The sequence below is a fragment of the Streptomyces sp. NPDC031497 genome, assembly GCF_055580905.1.
In genome coordinates this window covers 346,805-362,028 of sequence record NZ_JBVIKO010000009.1, presented here as the reverse complement: position 1 = coordinate 362,028, position 15,224 = coordinate 346,805, and the positions used below count along the sequence as shown (strand labels likewise).

Annotated in this window: 14 protein-coding genes and 2 pseudogenes; 7 read left to right on the top strand and 9 right to left on the bottom strand. The window is 73.4% G+C overall.

The genetic code is table 11. The features are described from left to right. Positions 1 to 162, top strand: a pseudogene (locus tag ACZ5K7_RS21610) (sugar ABC transporter ATP-binding protein); the annotation flags it as partial. A 387-nt stretch (positions 163 to 549) separates the two neighbouring features. On the opposite strand, the gene ACZ5K7_RS21605 reads toward ACZ5K7_RS21610, so the two are convergent. The 3 genes and pseudogenes from ACZ5K7_RS21605 to ACZ5K7_RS21595 form a co-directional block, all read right to left on the bottom strand. Next, a complete protein-coding gene (locus tag ACZ5K7_RS21605; RefSeq protein WP_468915360.1) occupies positions 550 to 1,569 on the bottom strand; it encodes a Gfo/Idh/MocA family protein in 1,020 nt (339 codons plus the stop codon). Further along, positions 1,566 to 1,883, bottom strand: a pseudogene (locus ACZ5K7_RS21600) (Gfo/Idh/MocA family oxidoreductase); the annotation flags it as partial. The gene ACZ5K7_RS21605 and the pseudogene ACZ5K7_RS21600, both read right to left, overlap by 4 nt. A 139-nt stretch (positions 1,884 to 2,022) precedes the next feature. After that, on the bottom strand, positions 2,023 to 3,201 hold the full coding sequence (locus tag ACZ5K7_RS21595) for a phytanoyl-CoA dioxygenase family protein (protein WP_468915358.1): 1,179 nt from the start codon (positions 3,199 to 3,201) through the stop codon (positions 2,023 to 2,025). A gap of 110 nt (positions 3,202 to 3,311) precedes the next feature. Between ACZ5K7_RS21595 and ACZ5K7_RS21590 the strand changes: the two genes are divergently transcribed. The 5 genes from ACZ5K7_RS21590 (at position 3,312) to ACZ5K7_RS21570 (ending at position 8,968) form a co-directional block, all read left to right on the top strand. Further along, entirely contained in the window at positions 3,312 to 4,382 is a 1,071-nt protein-coding gene (locus tag ACZ5K7_RS21590) for a LacI family DNA-binding transcriptional regulator (RefSeq protein ID WP_468915357.1), read from the top strand. Between the two features lie 223 nt (positions 4,383 to 4,605). Beyond that, positions 4,606 to 6,411, top strand: a complete 1,806-nt coding sequence (locus ACZ5K7_RS21585) for a RecQ family ATP-dependent DNA helicase (protein ID WP_468915355.1) — start codon at positions 4,606 to 4,608, stop codon at positions 6,409 to 6,411. Between the two features lie 302 nt (positions 6,412 to 6,713). Then, entirely contained in the window at positions 6,714 to 6,884 is a 171-nt protein-coding gene (locus tag ACZ5K7_RS21580) for a hypothetical protein (protein WP_468915353.1), read from the top strand. A 174-nt stretch (positions 6,885 to 7,058) separates the two neighbouring features. After that, on the top strand, positions 7,059 to 7,871 hold the full coding sequence (locus tag ACZ5K7_RS21575; RefSeq protein WP_351713247.1) for a class I SAM-dependent methyltransferase: 813 nt from the start codon (positions 7,059 to 7,061) through the stop codon (positions 7,869 to 7,871). A 320-nt stretch (positions 7,872 to 8,191) separates the two neighbouring features. Continuing rightward, on the top strand, positions 8,192 to 8,968 hold the full coding sequence (locus tag ACZ5K7_RS21570) for an SCO2400 family protein (protein ID WP_468915351.1): 777 nt from the start codon (positions 8,192 to 8,194) through the stop codon (positions 8,966 to 8,968). A gap of 55 nt (positions 8,969 to 9,023) precedes the next feature. On the opposite strand, the gene ACZ5K7_RS21565 is transcribed toward ACZ5K7_RS21570, so the two are convergent. Beyond that, on the bottom strand, positions 9,024 to 10,109 hold the full coding sequence (locus ACZ5K7_RS21565; RefSeq protein ID WP_468915350.1) for an enoyl-CoA hydratase/isomerase family protein: 1,086 nt from the start codon (positions 10,107 to 10,109) through the stop codon (positions 9,024 to 9,026). 767 nt (positions 10,110 to 10,876) lie between these two features. On the opposite strand from ACZ5K7_RS21565, the gene ACZ5K7_RS21560 reads away from it, so the two are divergent. Continuing rightward, complete coding sequence (locus ACZ5K7_RS21560; RefSeq protein WP_468915348.1) at positions 10,877 to 11,227, top strand: CoA transferase; 351 nt, start codon at positions 10,877 to 10,879, stop codon at positions 11,225 to 11,227. Here ACZ5K7_RS21560 and ACZ5K7_RS21555 read toward each other — a convergent pair. Genes ACZ5K7_RS21555 through ACZ5K7_RS21535 form a run of 5 tightly spaced genes read right to left on the bottom strand, consistent with a single transcriptional unit; the run spans position 11,168 to position 15,214 of the window. Continuing rightward, positions 11,168 to 11,569 (bottom strand): NAD-binding protein, encoded by a 402-nt coding sequence (locus ACZ5K7_RS21555; protein ID WP_468915346.1) that lies wholly within the window; start codon positions 11,567 to 11,569, stop codon positions 11,168 to 11,170. The two genes, ACZ5K7_RS21560 and ACZ5K7_RS21555, sit on opposite strands and share 60 nt — an antisense overlap. Before the next feature lie 18 nt (positions 11,570 to 11,587). Next, positions 11,588 to 12,046 carry an NAD(P)-dependent oxidoreductase gene (locus ACZ5K7_RS21550; protein ID WP_468915344.1) on the bottom strand — a complete coding sequence of 153 codons (459 nt, stop codon included), beginning with the start codon at positions 12,044 to 12,046 and terminating at the stop codon, positions 11,588 to 11,590. Beyond that, positions 12,046 to 12,651, bottom strand: coding sequence for a DoxX family protein (locus ACZ5K7_RS21545; protein ID WP_468915343.1), 606 nt, complete (start codon positions 12,649 to 12,651; stop codon positions 12,046 to 12,048). Before ACZ5K7_RS21545 ends, ACZ5K7_RS21550 begins: the two co-directional genes overlap by 1 nt. Continuing rightward, positions 12,648 to 13,556, bottom strand: coding sequence for an alpha/beta fold hydrolase (locus tag ACZ5K7_RS21540; protein ID WP_468915341.1), 909 nt, complete (start codon positions 13,554 to 13,556; stop codon positions 12,648 to 12,650). Before ACZ5K7_RS21540 ends, ACZ5K7_RS21545 begins: the two co-directional genes overlap by 4 nt. Then, positions 13,553 to 15,214, bottom strand: a complete 1,662-nt coding sequence (locus ACZ5K7_RS21535) for a thiolase C-terminal domain-containing protein (protein WP_468915339.1) — start codon at positions 15,212 to 15,214, stop codon at positions 13,553 to 13,555. The genes ACZ5K7_RS21540 and ACZ5K7_RS21535 overlap by 4 nt, the downstream gene beginning before the upstream one ends. Positions 15,215 to 15,224: the final 10 nt, after the last annotated feature.

Genomic DNA, 15,224 nt, shown 5'->3' with positions numbered 1-15,224 from the left:
GCCGAACGCAGCGAGATCACCCTCGAAGAACTCACCAACCACATGGCCGGCGGCACCGAACTCGCCGCCCTCAAGCACGAACTGTCCCAGGTCCGGGGCGTGGCCGTCGAGGAACTCCCCGCAGCGGACGCACTTCGGGTCGGCGCGCCGCAGGTCGGCTGACGTTCACCGGCAGCGGAGACATCGCACGTGCCATCCCAGCAAGAGTGAGCGGGGCTCGCGTGGCCGGCGTCGTCGACACCGACGCAGGGCTCGCCAGGACGCCCGCCGATGCCATCGAGGGCTGGGAGACGACGGCCCCCAGCCTCCGGGAAGGGCGCACACAGTGAAGGAGAGGGCGGTAACCGCAGTGCGGTTACCGCCCTCTCCTTCATGAGGCCCCGGGGGCCGCCGACGCCGGCGGCAGCCGCCTTCCCGGGGTGGAAGGACCGACCGCCACCCGGTACCTCGTCACGACGTCGGTGAGACGGCGGGACAGCGAAACGGCCCGAGCCGGTCGAAGACCGGACCGGGCCGCAGGTGGAGAGACCGGCTTGTCTCTGTTGCTGCTCAGCCGGCGGGCGGGAGCAGGGTACGTGGCCGGACCGGGAACCCGGCCGCCTGGTAACACCCGTCGATGAGACGCATGGTGGTCAGCGCGTCCTCCGCGTCGAGCGCCAACGGTGCACCGTCCCGCAGGCGGGCCGCGAAAGCCTCCAGCTGGAAGGTGTACGACGACCTGCGGCCGAGTTCCTCGGTGCGCTCGCCGGCGGGCGTGCGCACCACCACGCGGTCGTCCAGGTGCGGTTGCACGAAGTTCATCGCCGTGGCCTCACCGCGCGTGCCCACCACACGGCAGGTCATCTGCCACTTGTCGTACGCCATATGACAGTTGGCTACGCCGGTGACCCCGCTCGGGAACTCCAGATCGGCATACAGCCACTCGTCAACGCCCACCGCCCCGGGCCGCTCGCCGCCGCGCGCGGCGACCAGCCGGGGTGCGCCACCGGCCCAGGGAGCGAGCATCCGCAGCGCGTGCAGGCTGTAACACCCGAGGTCCATCAGCGCACCGCCGGCCAGCGGCAGCGACCAGCGCACGTCGGTGTCCTCGGGCGCGGGCATCGCCACCATGGCCTCGACGTGCCGTAGGTCGCCCAACTCCCCGCTCTCCAAGAGCTCATGCAGGCGCCGGGTGACCGGGTGGAACAGGTAGTGGAAGCCCTCCATGAACACGGTGCCCGCCTTGGCCACGGCCTCGCGGACCTCGGTCGCCTCCTCGGCGTTGCTCGCGGACGGCTTCTCGGAGAGGACGTGCTTGCCGGCGGCGAGGGCGGCCAGGTTCCATGGCCCGTGCAGGCTGTTGGCCAACGGGTTGTACACGACCTCGATCTCGGGATCGGCCACCAGTTCGGCGTACGAGTCGACGACGCGCTCGACACCATGGGCGGAGGCGAAGTCCGCGGCCCGGCCCCGGTCGCGGGCGGCCACCGCGACCAGGCGGTGCCCGCCCGCACGGGCGGGCCCGACGATCGAGAGTTCGGCGATCCGGGCGGCGCCCAGGACTCCGATCCGCAGGGGTTCGTTCGTCATCCCTTGCGCACCTCGTCGAGTCGTACGGGCCGGTGCTCGTGGAGCGAGAGGGTGCACGCCTCGGCGATCAGGCTCGCCTCGATGGCGTCCGCCACCGTGCAGGGTGAGGGCCGGGTACCCGCGACGACCTCGGTGAACGCGGTGAGTTCGGCGCGGTAGGCGGCGGCGAAGCGGTCCATGAAGAAACGGTGCGGGGGGCCGGCCGGGAAGGTGGCGCCCGGTTCGACGGAGCGTAGCGGCAGCTTGTCCTCCAGGCCGACCGCGATGCTGTCCTTCATACCGTGCAGTTCCAGTCGTACGTCGTAGCCACCGACCTCGGCCCGACGCCCGGTGAAGACGACGCTCGCGCCCTCCCGGACGGCCGCCCGCACGATGCCCGCGCCGACGCCCTGGCTGCCGCCGTTGACGAGGACGACCTTGTCCTCGAGGAGTCCCATGAACGTGGTGTTCCCTTCAGCTCTGACGGCGCTTGGCGCCGGCCTGCAGTTCCTCGCGCAACCGGTCAGGGGCCCAGCCCTCGGTCACGGCCTGCCAGACGGTGTCCGCCTGGGAGGGCGGCGCCAGACCGTCGACCGGCGGGTCGAGGTCCAGGTTGGTGGGGAAGGGGTAGCCCTCGGCGGTGGCGGCGACCACGCGGTGCAGCCAGTCCTCCGAGACCCCTTCGGCCTTGCGGCGCAGCAGCACCGGGAAGAGGGCGTTCGCCATCGCCTCACGGTCCACGGTCTCCATCGGACGCCCGAAGGCGGAGGAGATCTGCAGCAGGTTCGCCATGCGCCGGATGCCGGTGGACCGGTTGTGGCCGGCGGCGTGGAACAGCGCGGGGTTGAAGAACACCGCGTCGCCCTTGTCCAGCGGCAGCTGGACGTGATGGGCGTCGAAGTACTCGACGAACCGCGGAAGGCGCCAGGCGAGGTAGCCGGGCTCGTACTTCTGCGAGTGCGGCAGGTAGAGCGTCGGGCCGGACTCCACGGGCATGTCGCAGTGGGCCACCGCGCCCTGCAGGGTCAGCACGGGCGACAGCCGGTGGACGTGCGCCGGGTAGGCGGCGGCCCGTTCCTGGGAGAGGAAGCCGAGATGGTAGTCGCGGTGTACGCTCTGCGCGGCACCGCCCGGATTGACGACGTTGACCTGCGACGTCACCTGGTAGGCGGGGCCCAGCCAGGCCTCGGCGACCAGGGCCAGCATGTCGTTGGCGTAGTAGTCGGCGAACACCTCCGGTCTCCGTACGGCCACCTTGTCCAGGGCGTTCCAAACCCGGTCGTTCGCGCCCGGCCTGGCGAAGTGGTCGCCGCGTGCCGTGCCCATGGCCCGTTCCTCCGCTATCAGGGCGAGGAAGGCCTCGGACATGCCGTCGACAACGCCGTCGCCGCCGAAGGCACCCTTCAGGACGACGATCCCCGGCCCGTCCAGCAGCGCCCGCACCAACTCGTCCTGGACGCGGCGACGGCTCTCCCGGGTCGCCGCCAGAGAGCGGAGCCGCTCACTGTCGTACAGCGGAACATTCTGTTCGACCCGCTCGGCCGAGGGATGGTCTGCGGGGGCGGTGCTCTGCTCCACGAGGGAGCGGAACGCTTCGAGATCGCAGTCCGCCTCGGTCAGCCAAGTCCGCGCTCCCGCGACTGTGGGAGTCATCCGGGGGTCCTTTCGCAGTCCGTGCATTTCTGCCAGTCTTGAGAACCCGAAGCCATCATTCAATGCTTGTCAGTACATCAAAAGTCCATCAGAACGTCTTGGGATCAGTCATGAGGCACCCCTACCCGATCAGGGAAATCGCCCGTCAGGCAGGGCTGAGCACTGCCACGGTCGACCGCGTACTCAATCAGCGGGGCAATGTGCGGGAGAGCACCGTCAGGGAGGTGCAGGAAGCCATCAAGGACCTGGACCGCCAGCAGGCCCAGGTCCGCATCGGGGGCCGCACCTTCATGATCGACATCGTGATGCAGACACCGGCGCGGTTCTCCACCGCCGTACGCGAGGCGCTGGAGGCCGAACTGCCCTCGCTCCACCCTGCCATCGTGCGCTCACGCTTCCACTTCCGGGAGACCTGCCCTGCCGCCGAGCTGATCGGGACCCTGGACAAGATCGCCAAGCGGGGTTCACAGGGCGTGCTCCTCAAGGCCCCCGACCTGCCGGAGATCGCCGCCGCCGTCGGCCGACTGGTCGCGGCCGACATCCCCGTCGTCACCCTGGTGACCGACCTGCCGCACAGCGCACGCCTGGCCTACGTCGGCATCGACAACCGCGCGGCCGGCGCCACCGCCGCCTACCTGCTCGGACAGTGGCTCGGCAATCGGCCGGGCAACGTGCTCACCACCATCAGCCGCGGCTCCTTCCGCGGCGAGGAGGAGCGCGAAATGGGCTTCCGCAGCGCCATGCGTCTCGACCAGCCCCGGCGGACGCTGGTGGAGGTCACCGACAGCGACGGCCTGGACGCCACCCAGTACGATCTCGTCCTCGACGCACTCAAGCACGACGAGGACATCGTCGCCGTGTACTCCGTGGGCGGAGGCAACCTCGCCACCCTGGAGGCCTTCGAAGCCCTCGGACGGGAGTGCGCGGTGTTCATCGCCCATGACCTCGACCACGACAACACCCGCCTGCTGCACGAGCGCCGGCTGTCCGCGGTCCTGCACCACGACCTGCGCCAGGACATGCGCCGCGCCTGCCAGATCATCATGCGGGCCCACAAGGCACTCCCCGAGGACGGCCCCGCCCTGCCCTCGGCGATCCAGGTCGTCACGCCGTTGAACATGCCGCCGGGCAACCCGTCCGCGCCGGTCATCGACTTGAACTCACGTACGGCCGGCCCGTAAACGGTTCCGCACCTCACCGACGCCGACGGATCGATCTCGGTCGTCAGTTGACGACGATCTCGTTCTCCTGGGCTGCATCGCGTGTCCTCGTGGGCCCCGGGTACGGCCGGCGCGGCCGGTTCGCTCCGGCGCGCCGTGATCCGCTCCGGTCCGGTGAGGCGATATCCCGGCGAACCGGGGTAGCCGCCAGACACACGGCGACGCCCACCCCTCAAGGAGAACCATGTTCGTACTCACGTCCCGTCGTCTGCGCGGCGTCGCCCGTCGGGTCTTCGGCTGGCAGCAGTTGCGTCCGGCCCAACTGAGTGCGATGAAGGCCGTGATGAAGGGGCGTGACGTAATCGCCGTCATGCCGACCGGCGCCGGCAAGTCCGCCGTGTACCAGGTGCCCGCGGTCCTGCTCGGCGGTCCGGTCGTGGTCGTCTCGCCGCTGATCGCGCTGCAGCGGGACCAGATGCAGAGCCTGCTCGGATCCGGCGCGCTGCGCGCCGCCGCCATCAACTCCGCGCAGCGCCGAAGCGACAACGAGACGGCATGGGCCCGCATCAGCGCCTCCTCGGTCGACGTGATCTTCCTCGCTCCCGAGCAGCTCGCCAAGCCGGACGTCACGGACCGGCTCGCCGCCGTCCGGCCCCGGCTGCTGGTGGTGGACGAGGCACACTGCGTGTCGTCCTGGGGGCACGACTTCCGGCCGGACTACCTGCGGCTGCGCCACGCGCGCGAGCGGCTCGGCAACCCGCCGGTGCTCGCCCTGACCGCGAACGCGGCGGCCCCGGTACGCCGGGACATCGCCGAACGCCTCGGCATGAACGACCCGGTGGAGACAGTGGCCGGCTTCGACCGTCCCAACATCCACCTGGACGTGACGGCCTTCCAGGACGCCGCCGCCAAGGAGCGGTTCGTCGTGGAGCGGGCGGCCGTCGAGGAGAAGCCGGGAATCGTGTACGCGGGGACGCGGAAGGCAGCGGACAGCTACGCCGAGCGGTTGAGCGACCTCGGACTGTCCGCCGCGAGCTACCACGCGGGCCTCTCCGCCGCCGAACGCGGCCGGACCCAGGACCGGTTCAGCTCCGGTGAACTCGACGTGGTCGTGGCGACCTCGGCGTTCGGGATGGGCATCGACAAGGCGAACGTACGCTTCGTGCTGCACGCCTCCGTCCCCGGCTCGCTCGACGCCTACTACCAGGAGATCGGCCGGGCCGGCCGCGACGGGGCACCGGCCAGGGCGATCCTCGCCTATCGTCCGCAGGATCTGGGCCTGCAACGCTTCTTCGCCGCCGGCGCTCCCGACGCCGACGCGCTGCGCCGCGTCGCCGAGCGGCTGCGCGGCGAGGAGGGCGCCGTGGGCGCGACCCGGCTCCGGGCCGACTGCGGACTCGGCGCGACGGCCCTGTCCGCAGTGCTGAACCTGTTGGAGGAGGCCGGGGCCGTCCGTACCGGACGGGACGGCAGCCGCTTCACCGGCGTGGCCGGCGCCGACGGCGCCTTGGCGGATGACGACGTCGACGCCGCGGTGCAGAGCGCCCTCGCCGTCCACGCCACACACCGCAAGCTCGAACAGTCCCGGGTCGACATGATGCGCGGGTACTGCGAGACGACCGACTGCCGGAGGCGGTTCCTCCTTGGATACTTCGGCGAGTCCGTCCCCGTCCCGTGCGGGGCGTGCGGCAACTGCGCAGGCCCGGCGGCCAAGCCTGCGAGCGGGCTGAGGCGCGAGCGGTCCGGGGACGCCGGACGGCCGTACAAGGCGGCCACGCGGCGGCGCCGGTGGACCCGGGCCGGTGCGCGCGCGGGCGCCTCCGCGGGTGCCGTCCGGGCGGCGGAGACGGTCGCACGCCCCGCGGTGGACGGCCACGCCTACCTGCCGGGCGTCCGCGTGCGCCATGACCAGTGGGGCCGGGGCGAGGTCATGAGCGAGGGCGACGGCAAGATCACCGTCCTGTTCGAGTCGGTCGGCTATCGCACCCTGTCGCTGGCCGTGGTGACGGACAAGCAGTTGCTCGCCACGCTGCCCGACGCACCGCGCTGACGCCGGACCCGCGAGTCCCGGGGGTCGAGAGGCGGCCCGTACGGCGACGGCATGTTCGACGACACGGTCCGGCTGCTCGGCCCCGACTCCGCCTACGACGACGGTGACCCGCACGCGCGGACGACGGAACGGGACGAAGAACCGGCCGGACCGTGGGCGGCGGGCGAGGCGAAGCCCGCCGGCCTGCTGGAGGCGGGGGCGCGGGTCCTGCCGTGTGCGTTCGAGGAGGACACGGGGCATTCCCGTACCGGCCGCCGCGGCCCGGTCAGCACCCCGATCCCACCGCACCCGCCGCGGTCACCGTGCCGAACCCGTACGCCGTGCTGTCGGCGGTCGGCTCCGGGGCCGGGGCCGGCAACAGCGCGCTGCCCCGCTCGCTGGGCCAGGAGTACCCGCACTCCGGGCGCCTGGTTCTGCGCCACGACCCGGCCCGGGTCCGCGCCTGCCTGCGTGCGGCCGCCCACGGCTGGTGAGGCCGATCGGGTCAGGCGCGGCGCGCCTCGGGTGTGCGGGCGGTCATCGGTGGAGGATCGGTGACGCGGCCGCCCTGGGACGGCCCGCACCACCACGTGAGGAGGCCCGGCCGTGAAACTCCGCGACCATCTGCTGTACCGACCACCCGGGCTCGGCGGCACTCCGGCGGCGGTATGACCACCGCTCCGGGCGACGGCCGCTACGGCGAGGCCGTCTTCCGTCCCGAACAGGCGGGCGAGGGTGAGCGTATCGACGTCGGCGCCCTCGTCTACGACGACCTCACCATGGCGCGACTACGGGCGCTCGGGGCAGGCCCGGGCTGGCGCTGCCTGGACGTGGGCGCCGGCACGGGCACGGTCTCGCGCAGGCTCCTGGACGAGGCCGGGGTGGAGAGCGTGCTCGCCGTGGACCGGGACGTACGTTTCCTCACCGCGCGGCCCGGGCTCGATGTACTGGAGGCCGACATCTCCGCCGCCCCGGACTCGGTCCGCGGCCGGTTCCGGCTCGTCCACGCACGCTTCGTGCTGATGCACCTGGCCGAGCACGACCGTCTGATCACCGCGCTGGCCGGACTCGTGGAGCCGGGCGGGGTGTTGGTGCTCAGCGACGCGGTCGACCTGACGAGCGACCGGACGCCCGGCACCCCGTACTCCACGGTGATGCGGGCGATGTGGCAGGGGCTGCGGGCGACCATCGGCACCGACGTCTCCTGGGTGCCCTCGTACCCGCAACTGCTGCGGGGGGCGGGGCTGGTGTCCGTCGCCGCCGAGATCCACGTGCCGCCGCTGCTGCCGGGCAGTCCCATCAGCCGCTTCTGGGCGGACACCTGGGAGCGGAGCCGGGCCGCGATGCTCGCCACCGGCCTGGTCGACGACGCGGCCGTCGACGCGGCGGTCCGCTACCTGGCCTCCGACGAGTGCGCGGCGCTGTCCGCCGGCATGCTGACCGCCTGGGGACGCAAACCCGGGGCGGAGACGGCGCGCTGACGCGCCGCGAACAGCGGGCTCCCGCTTCCGCCGGGGCGTCACCCCCCTCAGACCTGCCGGCGCCCTGCGCCCGCTCCCGGGGCATCGCGTCGAACTGCGGGGCCTGCCGGAGTCTGCCGGGGTCTGCCGGGGTCTGCGTACGGCGGTGACTCCGCGTACCCGGTCGTATCCACGGGTCGCATCTGCGCAGAAACAACACACAGGCTGCACACTGCCCAGCCAAAGGCTCGCTACCGTTCTGGCCGTTCGATCCCACGTGCGATCGAGATCAGGCCACGGCCGAGGACGCCGCTGGCGCAGTCGAGTCAGGAAGACCGCGGATGGACTACTGCTCCTCGTGCCGTCGGCACCTCAACGGCGCCCTGGCGTGCCCCGGTTGCGGCGCCTACGCCCCGGACATCGCCCCCCGCGCGGTCGTGACGCCCTGGCAGGCCCCGGCCGACAGCACCTGGCACGACGACACGGACGCGTACGCGGACGAGGCGGAAGAGGCAGCCGAAGGCCCCGACGACGACTCCCCCGCCGTGGCTGCCGGGCCGCTCGGCCGGGCGGCCCGGCGCCGTCAGCGGGTCCGCTGGAAGAAGACCCAGCGGCGGGCCCTGGTGGCAACCGCGGTCGCCCTGGTCGGCGGTGGACTGACCGTCGCCTCGCTGGACCGGCAGTCCACGGACCGGGCGCAGGCGGCCAGCGCCCCGGACACCACGACCATGGGAGTCGCGGACGAGGAGGCCACGGAGCCCACACCGTCGGCGTCGACACCGACCGGCCGCCACCGGGCTCCGGACCCCACGCCCTCCGCCCGGTCGACGGCCACCGCCAACGCGCCGCACGAGCAGACCGCCGGCACGCCCCAGGCCACCCCGACGCCCCGTCGGCTCACCCTCACGTCGGTGCCGTCCACGAGGTCGTCCGCCGCCCAGCCCCAGGCTGCGGCCGCGGCTGTCGACACGGCCTCCGGTACCACCGCCATCCCCTCGGAGCCGACGGCCACGCCCACACCCACCGCGGGCGACAGCACACCGGCGCCGCCGGCGAGTCCCGCCCCGACCGCGACCTCGCCCTCGCAACTCTGTCTGCTGGTCATCTGCATCGGCTGAGGCAGGCACCGCCTCACCGCCTCACCGCCTCACCGCCTCACCGCCTGCGGGCGTCTCACTCCTCGATCCGGTCCACCAGTCCCCAGGCCAGGGCACGTTCGGCGGAGACGGCCCGGCCGTCGAGGGCAAGGTACAGGGTGCGTCGGCGGCCGATCCGGTGCGGGATGCTCACCGTGCCTCCGGCACCGGGGATCAGGCCCATGGACAGTTCGGGCAGCCGGACGGTGGTGCCGGGTGCCGCCAGGACCCGGCTGGCGAAGGCCGGGAGTTCGATGCCCGCGCCGACGCAGGTCCCGTGGATCCTCGCGGTGAGCCGTCCGCCGAGGGTGTGCAGACGGGCCGCCGCACCCGCCCGGGTGCGGATCAGATGCGCGGTGGCGAGGTCACCGGCCGCACCGAACTCGTCCAGGTCGCCACCGGAGCTGAAACAGGGGCCGTTGCCGTCGAGGACCACCTCGCGCACGGTCTCGTCCCAGACGGCGATGTCGAGGGCCGCGGCCAGGGCGTCACGCAGTTCCGCGCCGTGCGCGTTGCGCCGCTCGGGCCGGTTGAGGGTGATCCGCAGCAGGTCGCCCTCGCGCCACACCAGCACGGGGTCGCCGGTCGCGCGCGGCGGCGCGGGCCGTGGCCCGCGGGCCGCCAGCCAGCTGGCGAAACCGGCACCGCCGAGCAGCGTCGAGTACGCCAGCGACTCCAGGTCGAGGGCTTGGGGCACCGGCAACCGCCCGGCCATGGCCAGGACTTGGCGCAGCACCAGGGCCGCCTGCGGCTGTTCCGCCGCCCGTGCGCGCAGGAACTCCGCCTCGGCGGCGGGGTCGGTGACCGCCACCGTGGCCGGGTGCCCGGCGGCGTCCGCCGCGCAGAGACGGTCGCCCGGAGCCCGTACCAGCGTCAGGTCCAGGGCGTTCAGGAGGGTTTCCGGACAGGGGGGAACCTGTCGGCGGGTGCGGCCGACCAGCAGTCGGTCGCTGTCCCGGGCCCGGCGGACGGCCTGCTCCAGGTCGGCGGCGGTGGGTGCGGTCGCCGGGTCCAGATCGACGACCAGCAACGGCCGGGACGGCTTCGCCCGCGCGTCCAGCAGGTCGGCGTCCGCCGCCCCGGCCGCGAGTTCGGTGAGAGAGAGCGCTGTGGTCGCAGACACCTCTCTGATCTACCATCCCCGCATGGCCGACGGGGCATCCGCCAGTACGACAGGGTCCTCCCGGCGCGCGGCATCCGACCGTACGCGCCCGGCATCCGACCGTACGCGCCCGGCATCCGACCGTACGCGCCCGGCATCCGACCGTACGCGCAGGGCATCCGGCGGTCCGCCGGTGCGGCCCGCGGGCGGGCCTGGTGCCGACGCGACCCGGTCGGCGCATCGCTGGCCGGACCCCGGTCGCGCCCGTGTCGCCGAGGACTGGGCCCGCAGCGGCGCCCCCTGCTGACCGGGCACCCCGACGGGCCCCCGCTGCTGCCGCCCGGTGCGGCGGGGTTCGACGGGGCCTCGCTGCTCGCCGAACGGGCCGCGCTCAGTGGGCGCGGGCGGCAGGGCCGGCGGTCGGTGGGGGGCAGTTGCCGACTGCTGCCCACCCGGGACGGCTGGGCCGCCGTGTCCGACGCGCGTCCGGACGACCCGCTGCTGTGGAGCGCGCTGATCGGCCGGGACCTCGACGCCGGGGCGCTGCCCGCGCGGCTGGCCGAGTGGCTGGCCGAGTGGCTGGTCGCGCACGAGGGCGCCGACCTGGACCAGCGGGTCGGGCTCCTCGGTCTCACGGGCGGTTCGGTCCGGCCCCGGCCGGAGCGGACCTGCCCGCTGCCCGGAACGCCCCGCGACGGAGTGCGGCTGCTGGTGGTCGACCTCAGTGCCCTGTGGGCGGGCCCCTGTGCGCCCATCTGTCGGGCGCGGCGGGGGCCAGGGTGGTCAAGGTGGAGACCCCGTCCCGCCCGGACGGGGCCCGCTTCGGCGATCCGGTCTTCTACGACCTGCTGCACGCGGGGCATGCCTCGGTCGTGCTCGACCCCATGGACACGCGGGGCCGTGCCGCCCTGCACGAGCTGGTCGGCCGGGCGGACGTGGTCGTGGAGGCCTCCCGACCCCGCGCGCTGGCGGGGTTCGGGCTGGACGTGCTGCGCGCTGACGTCCCGGTGCGGGTGCAGCACCGGAGCGGCGCCCTGTGGATGCTCAACTCCTCGGCCGTCCCGCTGGCCGACGCCCTGTCAGATCCGTCGGCCGGCCTTGTGCTGCTGACCCTCATCGGGGGGCGGATCGTCCGCTGAGGGCCGATGGCCGTTCATCAGGGCGAGGGCGGCACCGGCGGCCGTCAGGACGATGTCCGGTTCGGCACCCGCGGCCCGGGTGACGTCGGTGAGCAGTCGGACGTCCTTGCGCAGCAGGGGCCCGGCGTGGGCGGCGAACCGGTCCAGGGTGCCGCCGGCCGCCGCCACCCGGTCCAGCGCGAAGCCGGCCGCGCTGCCGTGCGCGAGGACCCGGGCGAGGGCGGCCGGGTCGATCGCCAGGTCCCGGCCGAGGGCGAGGGTGTCGGCGGCGATGGCCAGGCTGGCCGTGAACAGGACGTTGTTGAGGAGTTTTGCCAGCTGGCCGGTGCCGAGCGGGCCCATGTGCACGACCGGGTCGGCCTAGGTCGCGAACACCGGTCGGCAGTAGGCGACCGTGCCGGGCTCGCCGCCCGCCATCACCACCAGTCTGCCCTCGGCGGCCGCCGGACCGCCGCCGCTGACCGGGGCGTCGATCAGCGTCACGCCGTGGGTGCGGGCGCGGTCGGCGAGGCGCCGGCAGGTGTCGGGGTGGACGGTACTGTGCACGGCGACCACCCCGCCCCTGCGCAGCCCGGCGAGCACACCGTGCTCGCCGGTGAGGATCTCCTCCACGTCCGCGTCGTCGACGACGCAGACGCACACCAGGTCGCTGGCCGCGGCCAGGTCGGCGGGGGACGCGGCGCGCTTCGCCGGGGTGTCGTCGAAGGGGACGAGGGTGGCGGGGCGGCGGGCCCACAGGGTCGTCTGGTAGCCCGCGTCGACGATCCGGCGGGCCATCGGGGCGCCCTGGCTGCCCAGTCCGATGAATCCGACGCGCATCAACTGGCCTCCTGCTCACGGGGTTCGGGGCTCGGCTCCGGCGTGGGGCTGGGGCCTGGCGTGGGGCTGGGCATGGGGCTGGGGCTGGGCGTGGAGCTGGGGCTGGGGCTGGGGCTGGGGCTGGGGCGCCAGAACGTGGCGAAGAGTCCGGCGGTGGCCACCACGGCCACCCCGAGTGCGAGGCCGGCGCCCGTCCAGCCGTCCAGGTCGAGGCCGGCCGCGTCGTCCAGGGAGGCGCTGCCCGGCCCCAGTGCGGCCAGCGCCACTGCCACGACGGCGAGGGTGAGGACGTACTCGTAGCCCTCCTTGAAGACGAAGAAGCCGTGCGGCCGGTGGGCGAGCAGGCCCGCCACCAGCATCACCGAGATGACGGCCGCGCAGGCCAGCGGGGTGAGCAGGCCGGCCAGCAGCAGCACCCCGGCACCCACCTCGGTGACCACGCTCAGCCAGGCCTGGAGGGTGCCGTGGGTCAGGCCCAGGCCGGTGAACCAGCGGGCGGTGCCCGCGATCCGGCCGCCGCCGCGCCAGTGGTTGAGACCGTGCGCGATCATGACGACACCCAGGACCAGGCGCAGCAGCAGTGATACGGCATCGGCTTGGTTCATCCCGCTCTCCCTTGTCGTGGCGGCGCGGCGAGACCCGCCTCCCGCGTCACCGCACACTCCTCGGCGAACGACAGCACCCTCAGGTGGTAGGCCCGGGCCGAGTGACCGAGGCTCAGGTTGTGCCCGGCGTCGGGCTGTTCGTTGGCGCGGACGCGGGGCGATGCGGTGAAGAGGCCGGCGATGTCGGCGAGGGCGGCGGGGCCCGCGCTCCATACCTCCTCGTGGTCACCGAGGCTGACCTGCACGGGGACGGGCACGCGTGCGGCCAGCTCCGGAAACTCGTGGCGCCAGCCGCGTGCCGCGGACTCGTACGCGGGTGAGGGGGCCGCGATGCCCGCTCCGCCGAGGATCTCCGGCGGGTAGAGGTGGCCCGCGCCCCAGAGCGCCTCCCGCAGCCGGGAGCGGGCCCGGCGCAGGTCCTCGTCGCCGTGCTCCAGGAAGCTCACCGAGCGCGGGTGGTGGTGCCGTCCGGTGCCGGCGATCTCCAGGCCGAGCAGCTCTCGTCCCCGTTCGTCGGCGGCCATCCGCACCGCGAGTTCGCTGCCGGCGGAGTGGGCCATCAGGAACACGCCCGTGCCGGTGGGACAGGAGGCGAGCAGGCGGTCGAGGGCCGCGTAGGCGAGGTCGACCCGCCGGGCCGGGTCGGTGAGCCGGTGGGCGTCGGGCAGGGAGGCGCCGTAGCCGGGCCGGTCGAGGGCGACGACGGTGAAGCCGAGGGCGGCTCCGGTGCGCAGCAGCGAGAGTCTCGGCCGGCCCGGGCAGTCGAAGTAGGCGGAGTCGGTGCCGCCGCCGTGCAGGGCGAGGACGACGGCCCGTGGCCGCGGTACCCGACTCGCCCTGAACGACAGCGAGATGCCGTCGACGGTGACGGTGCCGGGCGCCACGTCCGGGTGGCTCTCTGTCACGTGTCCGTCCTGAGGAGAAGGACCCCGCTGGGGGTGAGCCCGCCGGAGCTGACCACGGCGACCCGGGCCCCGGGCACCTGGCGCGCACCGCCCTCGCCGCGCAGCTGCACGATCGCCTCGTGGACCAGGCCCATGCCGTGGGTACGGCCGTGAGAGAGCTGACCGCCATGGGTGTTCAGGGGCAGGACACCGTCGCGGGCGATGTTCTTCCCGCCGTCCAGGAAGTCCTTCGCCTCGCCGATGCCGCAGAACCCCAACGCCTCGATCCAGGACAGGCAGTTGAAGGTGAAGCCGTCGTAGAGCTCGGCGACGTCGACGTCGGCGGGGCGCAGGGCGGTCCGGGACCACAGGTGGGCGGACTGGCCGAGAGTCTGGGGTTCGTGGGTGAGGGTGCTCTGGTCCCATTCCAGGCGCTCGGTGATCTGGGTGCCGACGGCCTCGACGAGGACGGGCGGCCTGGCCAGGTCGCGTGCGGCGTCCACGGCGGAGACGACGACGGCCACCGCGCCGTCGCAGGGGACGTCACAGTCGTAGAGGCCGAAGGGGGTGGTGATGGGGCGGGCCTGAAGGTAGTCGTCCATCGTCATCGGGTCGCGGTAGATCGCGGTGGGGTTCAGGGCCGCGTTGGCGCGCTGGTTGAGGGCGATCCAGCCGAGGGTCTCGCGGGTGGTGCCGTAACGGTGCATGTGGCGCTGGGCGTTCTGGGCCAGGGTGTGGGCGGCGGAGGTGGCGCCGAAGGGCTTGAGCCAGCCGGGGTCCGGGCCGGCGGGCGGTGCGATCCTGCCCTGTCTGACCAGTTCGCCGTAGCTGGACTCCCACACGGTGCGGAAGCAGAGCACGTGACGGGCCAGGCCCCCGGCGATCGCCAGCATCGCGGCGATGAGCGAACCGCCGGGGCCGAAGGTCTCGCCGCCGCCCTGGTGCCAGGTCGGGCGGATGCCAAGGGCCGACTCCAGTGCGGTGATGCCGCCTTCGGCGAAGCCGCCGTAGGCGCCGGCGCCCGGGTAGGTGGCGAGTCCGTCGATGTCGTCCAGAGTGAGGCCGGCGTCGGCGACCGCGGCCTCGCAGGCCTGGACGGTGAGGGAGAGCGGGGGGACCATCAGCCGGCGGCCGAGCGGCGAGGCGCCGATGCCGGTGAGGGCGACCTTGTCCTCGAACTTCTCCGTGGTGACCATCGGCCTTGTGAGGCCGCGCACTTGGTGCGGTTCGACCTCGTCGGCGGGGAGCGGGGCGGGCTGCCCCTGTTCGGCCGTCGGCCGGAACAGCGGCAGCCACACCTCCTCCCCCGCCCGCTCGAAGACGACCTCCATGCGCATGCCGAGGGCGAGTTCGCCGGGATCGCACTCGACGGCGTTGGTGGTGAGACGGATCCGGGGGTCCTCGTCGAGCGCGACCTGGGCCACGACGTACGGCACGGGCAGGCCGGGAAGGCTGAAGCGGTGGCTGACGGTGAAGCCGATGAGGGTCGCGCGGCCGGAGACGGCCCGTACGCCCATCTCCCGGCCACGGCAGTACCGGCAGACGGGCTGCGGCGGATGGATCAGGGAGGCACAGGAGGTGCACTCCTGGATCCGCAACCGGCCGTCCGCCCCCGCGGTCCAGAAGAACTCGGTCTGGTCCGTGACCAGGGGCAGAGGGCGTCCCGGGGATGCGGCCACTGTGCGACTC

Coding starts and splice junctions, on each gene's coding strand:
- ACZ5K7_RS21605 (WP_468915360.1), bottom strand. CDS start 1,569: ATGACGAACGAACCCCTGCGGATCGGAGTCCTGGGCGCCGCCCGGATC.
- ACZ5K7_RS21595 (WP_468915358.1), bottom strand. CDS start 3,201: ATGACTCCCACAGTCGCGGGAGCGCGGACTTGGCTGACCGAGGCGGAC.
- ACZ5K7_RS21590 (WP_468915357.1), top strand. CDS start 3,312: ATGAGGCACCCCTACCCGATCAGGGAAATCGCCCGTCAGGCAGGGCTG.
- ACZ5K7_RS21585 (WP_468915355.1), top strand. CDS start 4,606: ATGTTCGTACTCACGTCCCGTCGTCTGCGCGGCGTCGCCCGTCGGGTC.
- ACZ5K7_RS21575 (WP_351713247.1), top strand. CDS start 7,059: ATGACCACCGCTCCGGGCGACGGCCGCTACGGCGAGGCCGTCTTCCGT.
- ACZ5K7_RS21570 (WP_468915351.1), top strand. CDS start 8,192: ATGGACTACTGCTCCTCGTGCCGTCGGCACCTCAACGGCGCCCTGGCG.
- ACZ5K7_RS21555 (WP_468915346.1), bottom strand. CDS start 11,569: ATGGGCCCGCTCGGCACCGGCCAGCTGGCAAAACTCCTCAACAACGTC.
- ACZ5K7_RS21550 (WP_468915344.1), bottom strand. CDS start 12,046: ATGCGCGTCGGATTCATCGGACTGGGCAGCCAGGGCGCCCCGATGGCC.
- ACZ5K7_RS21545 (WP_468915343.1), bottom strand. CDS start 12,651: ATGAACCAAGCCGATGCCGTATCACTGCTGCTGCGCCTGGTCCTGGGT.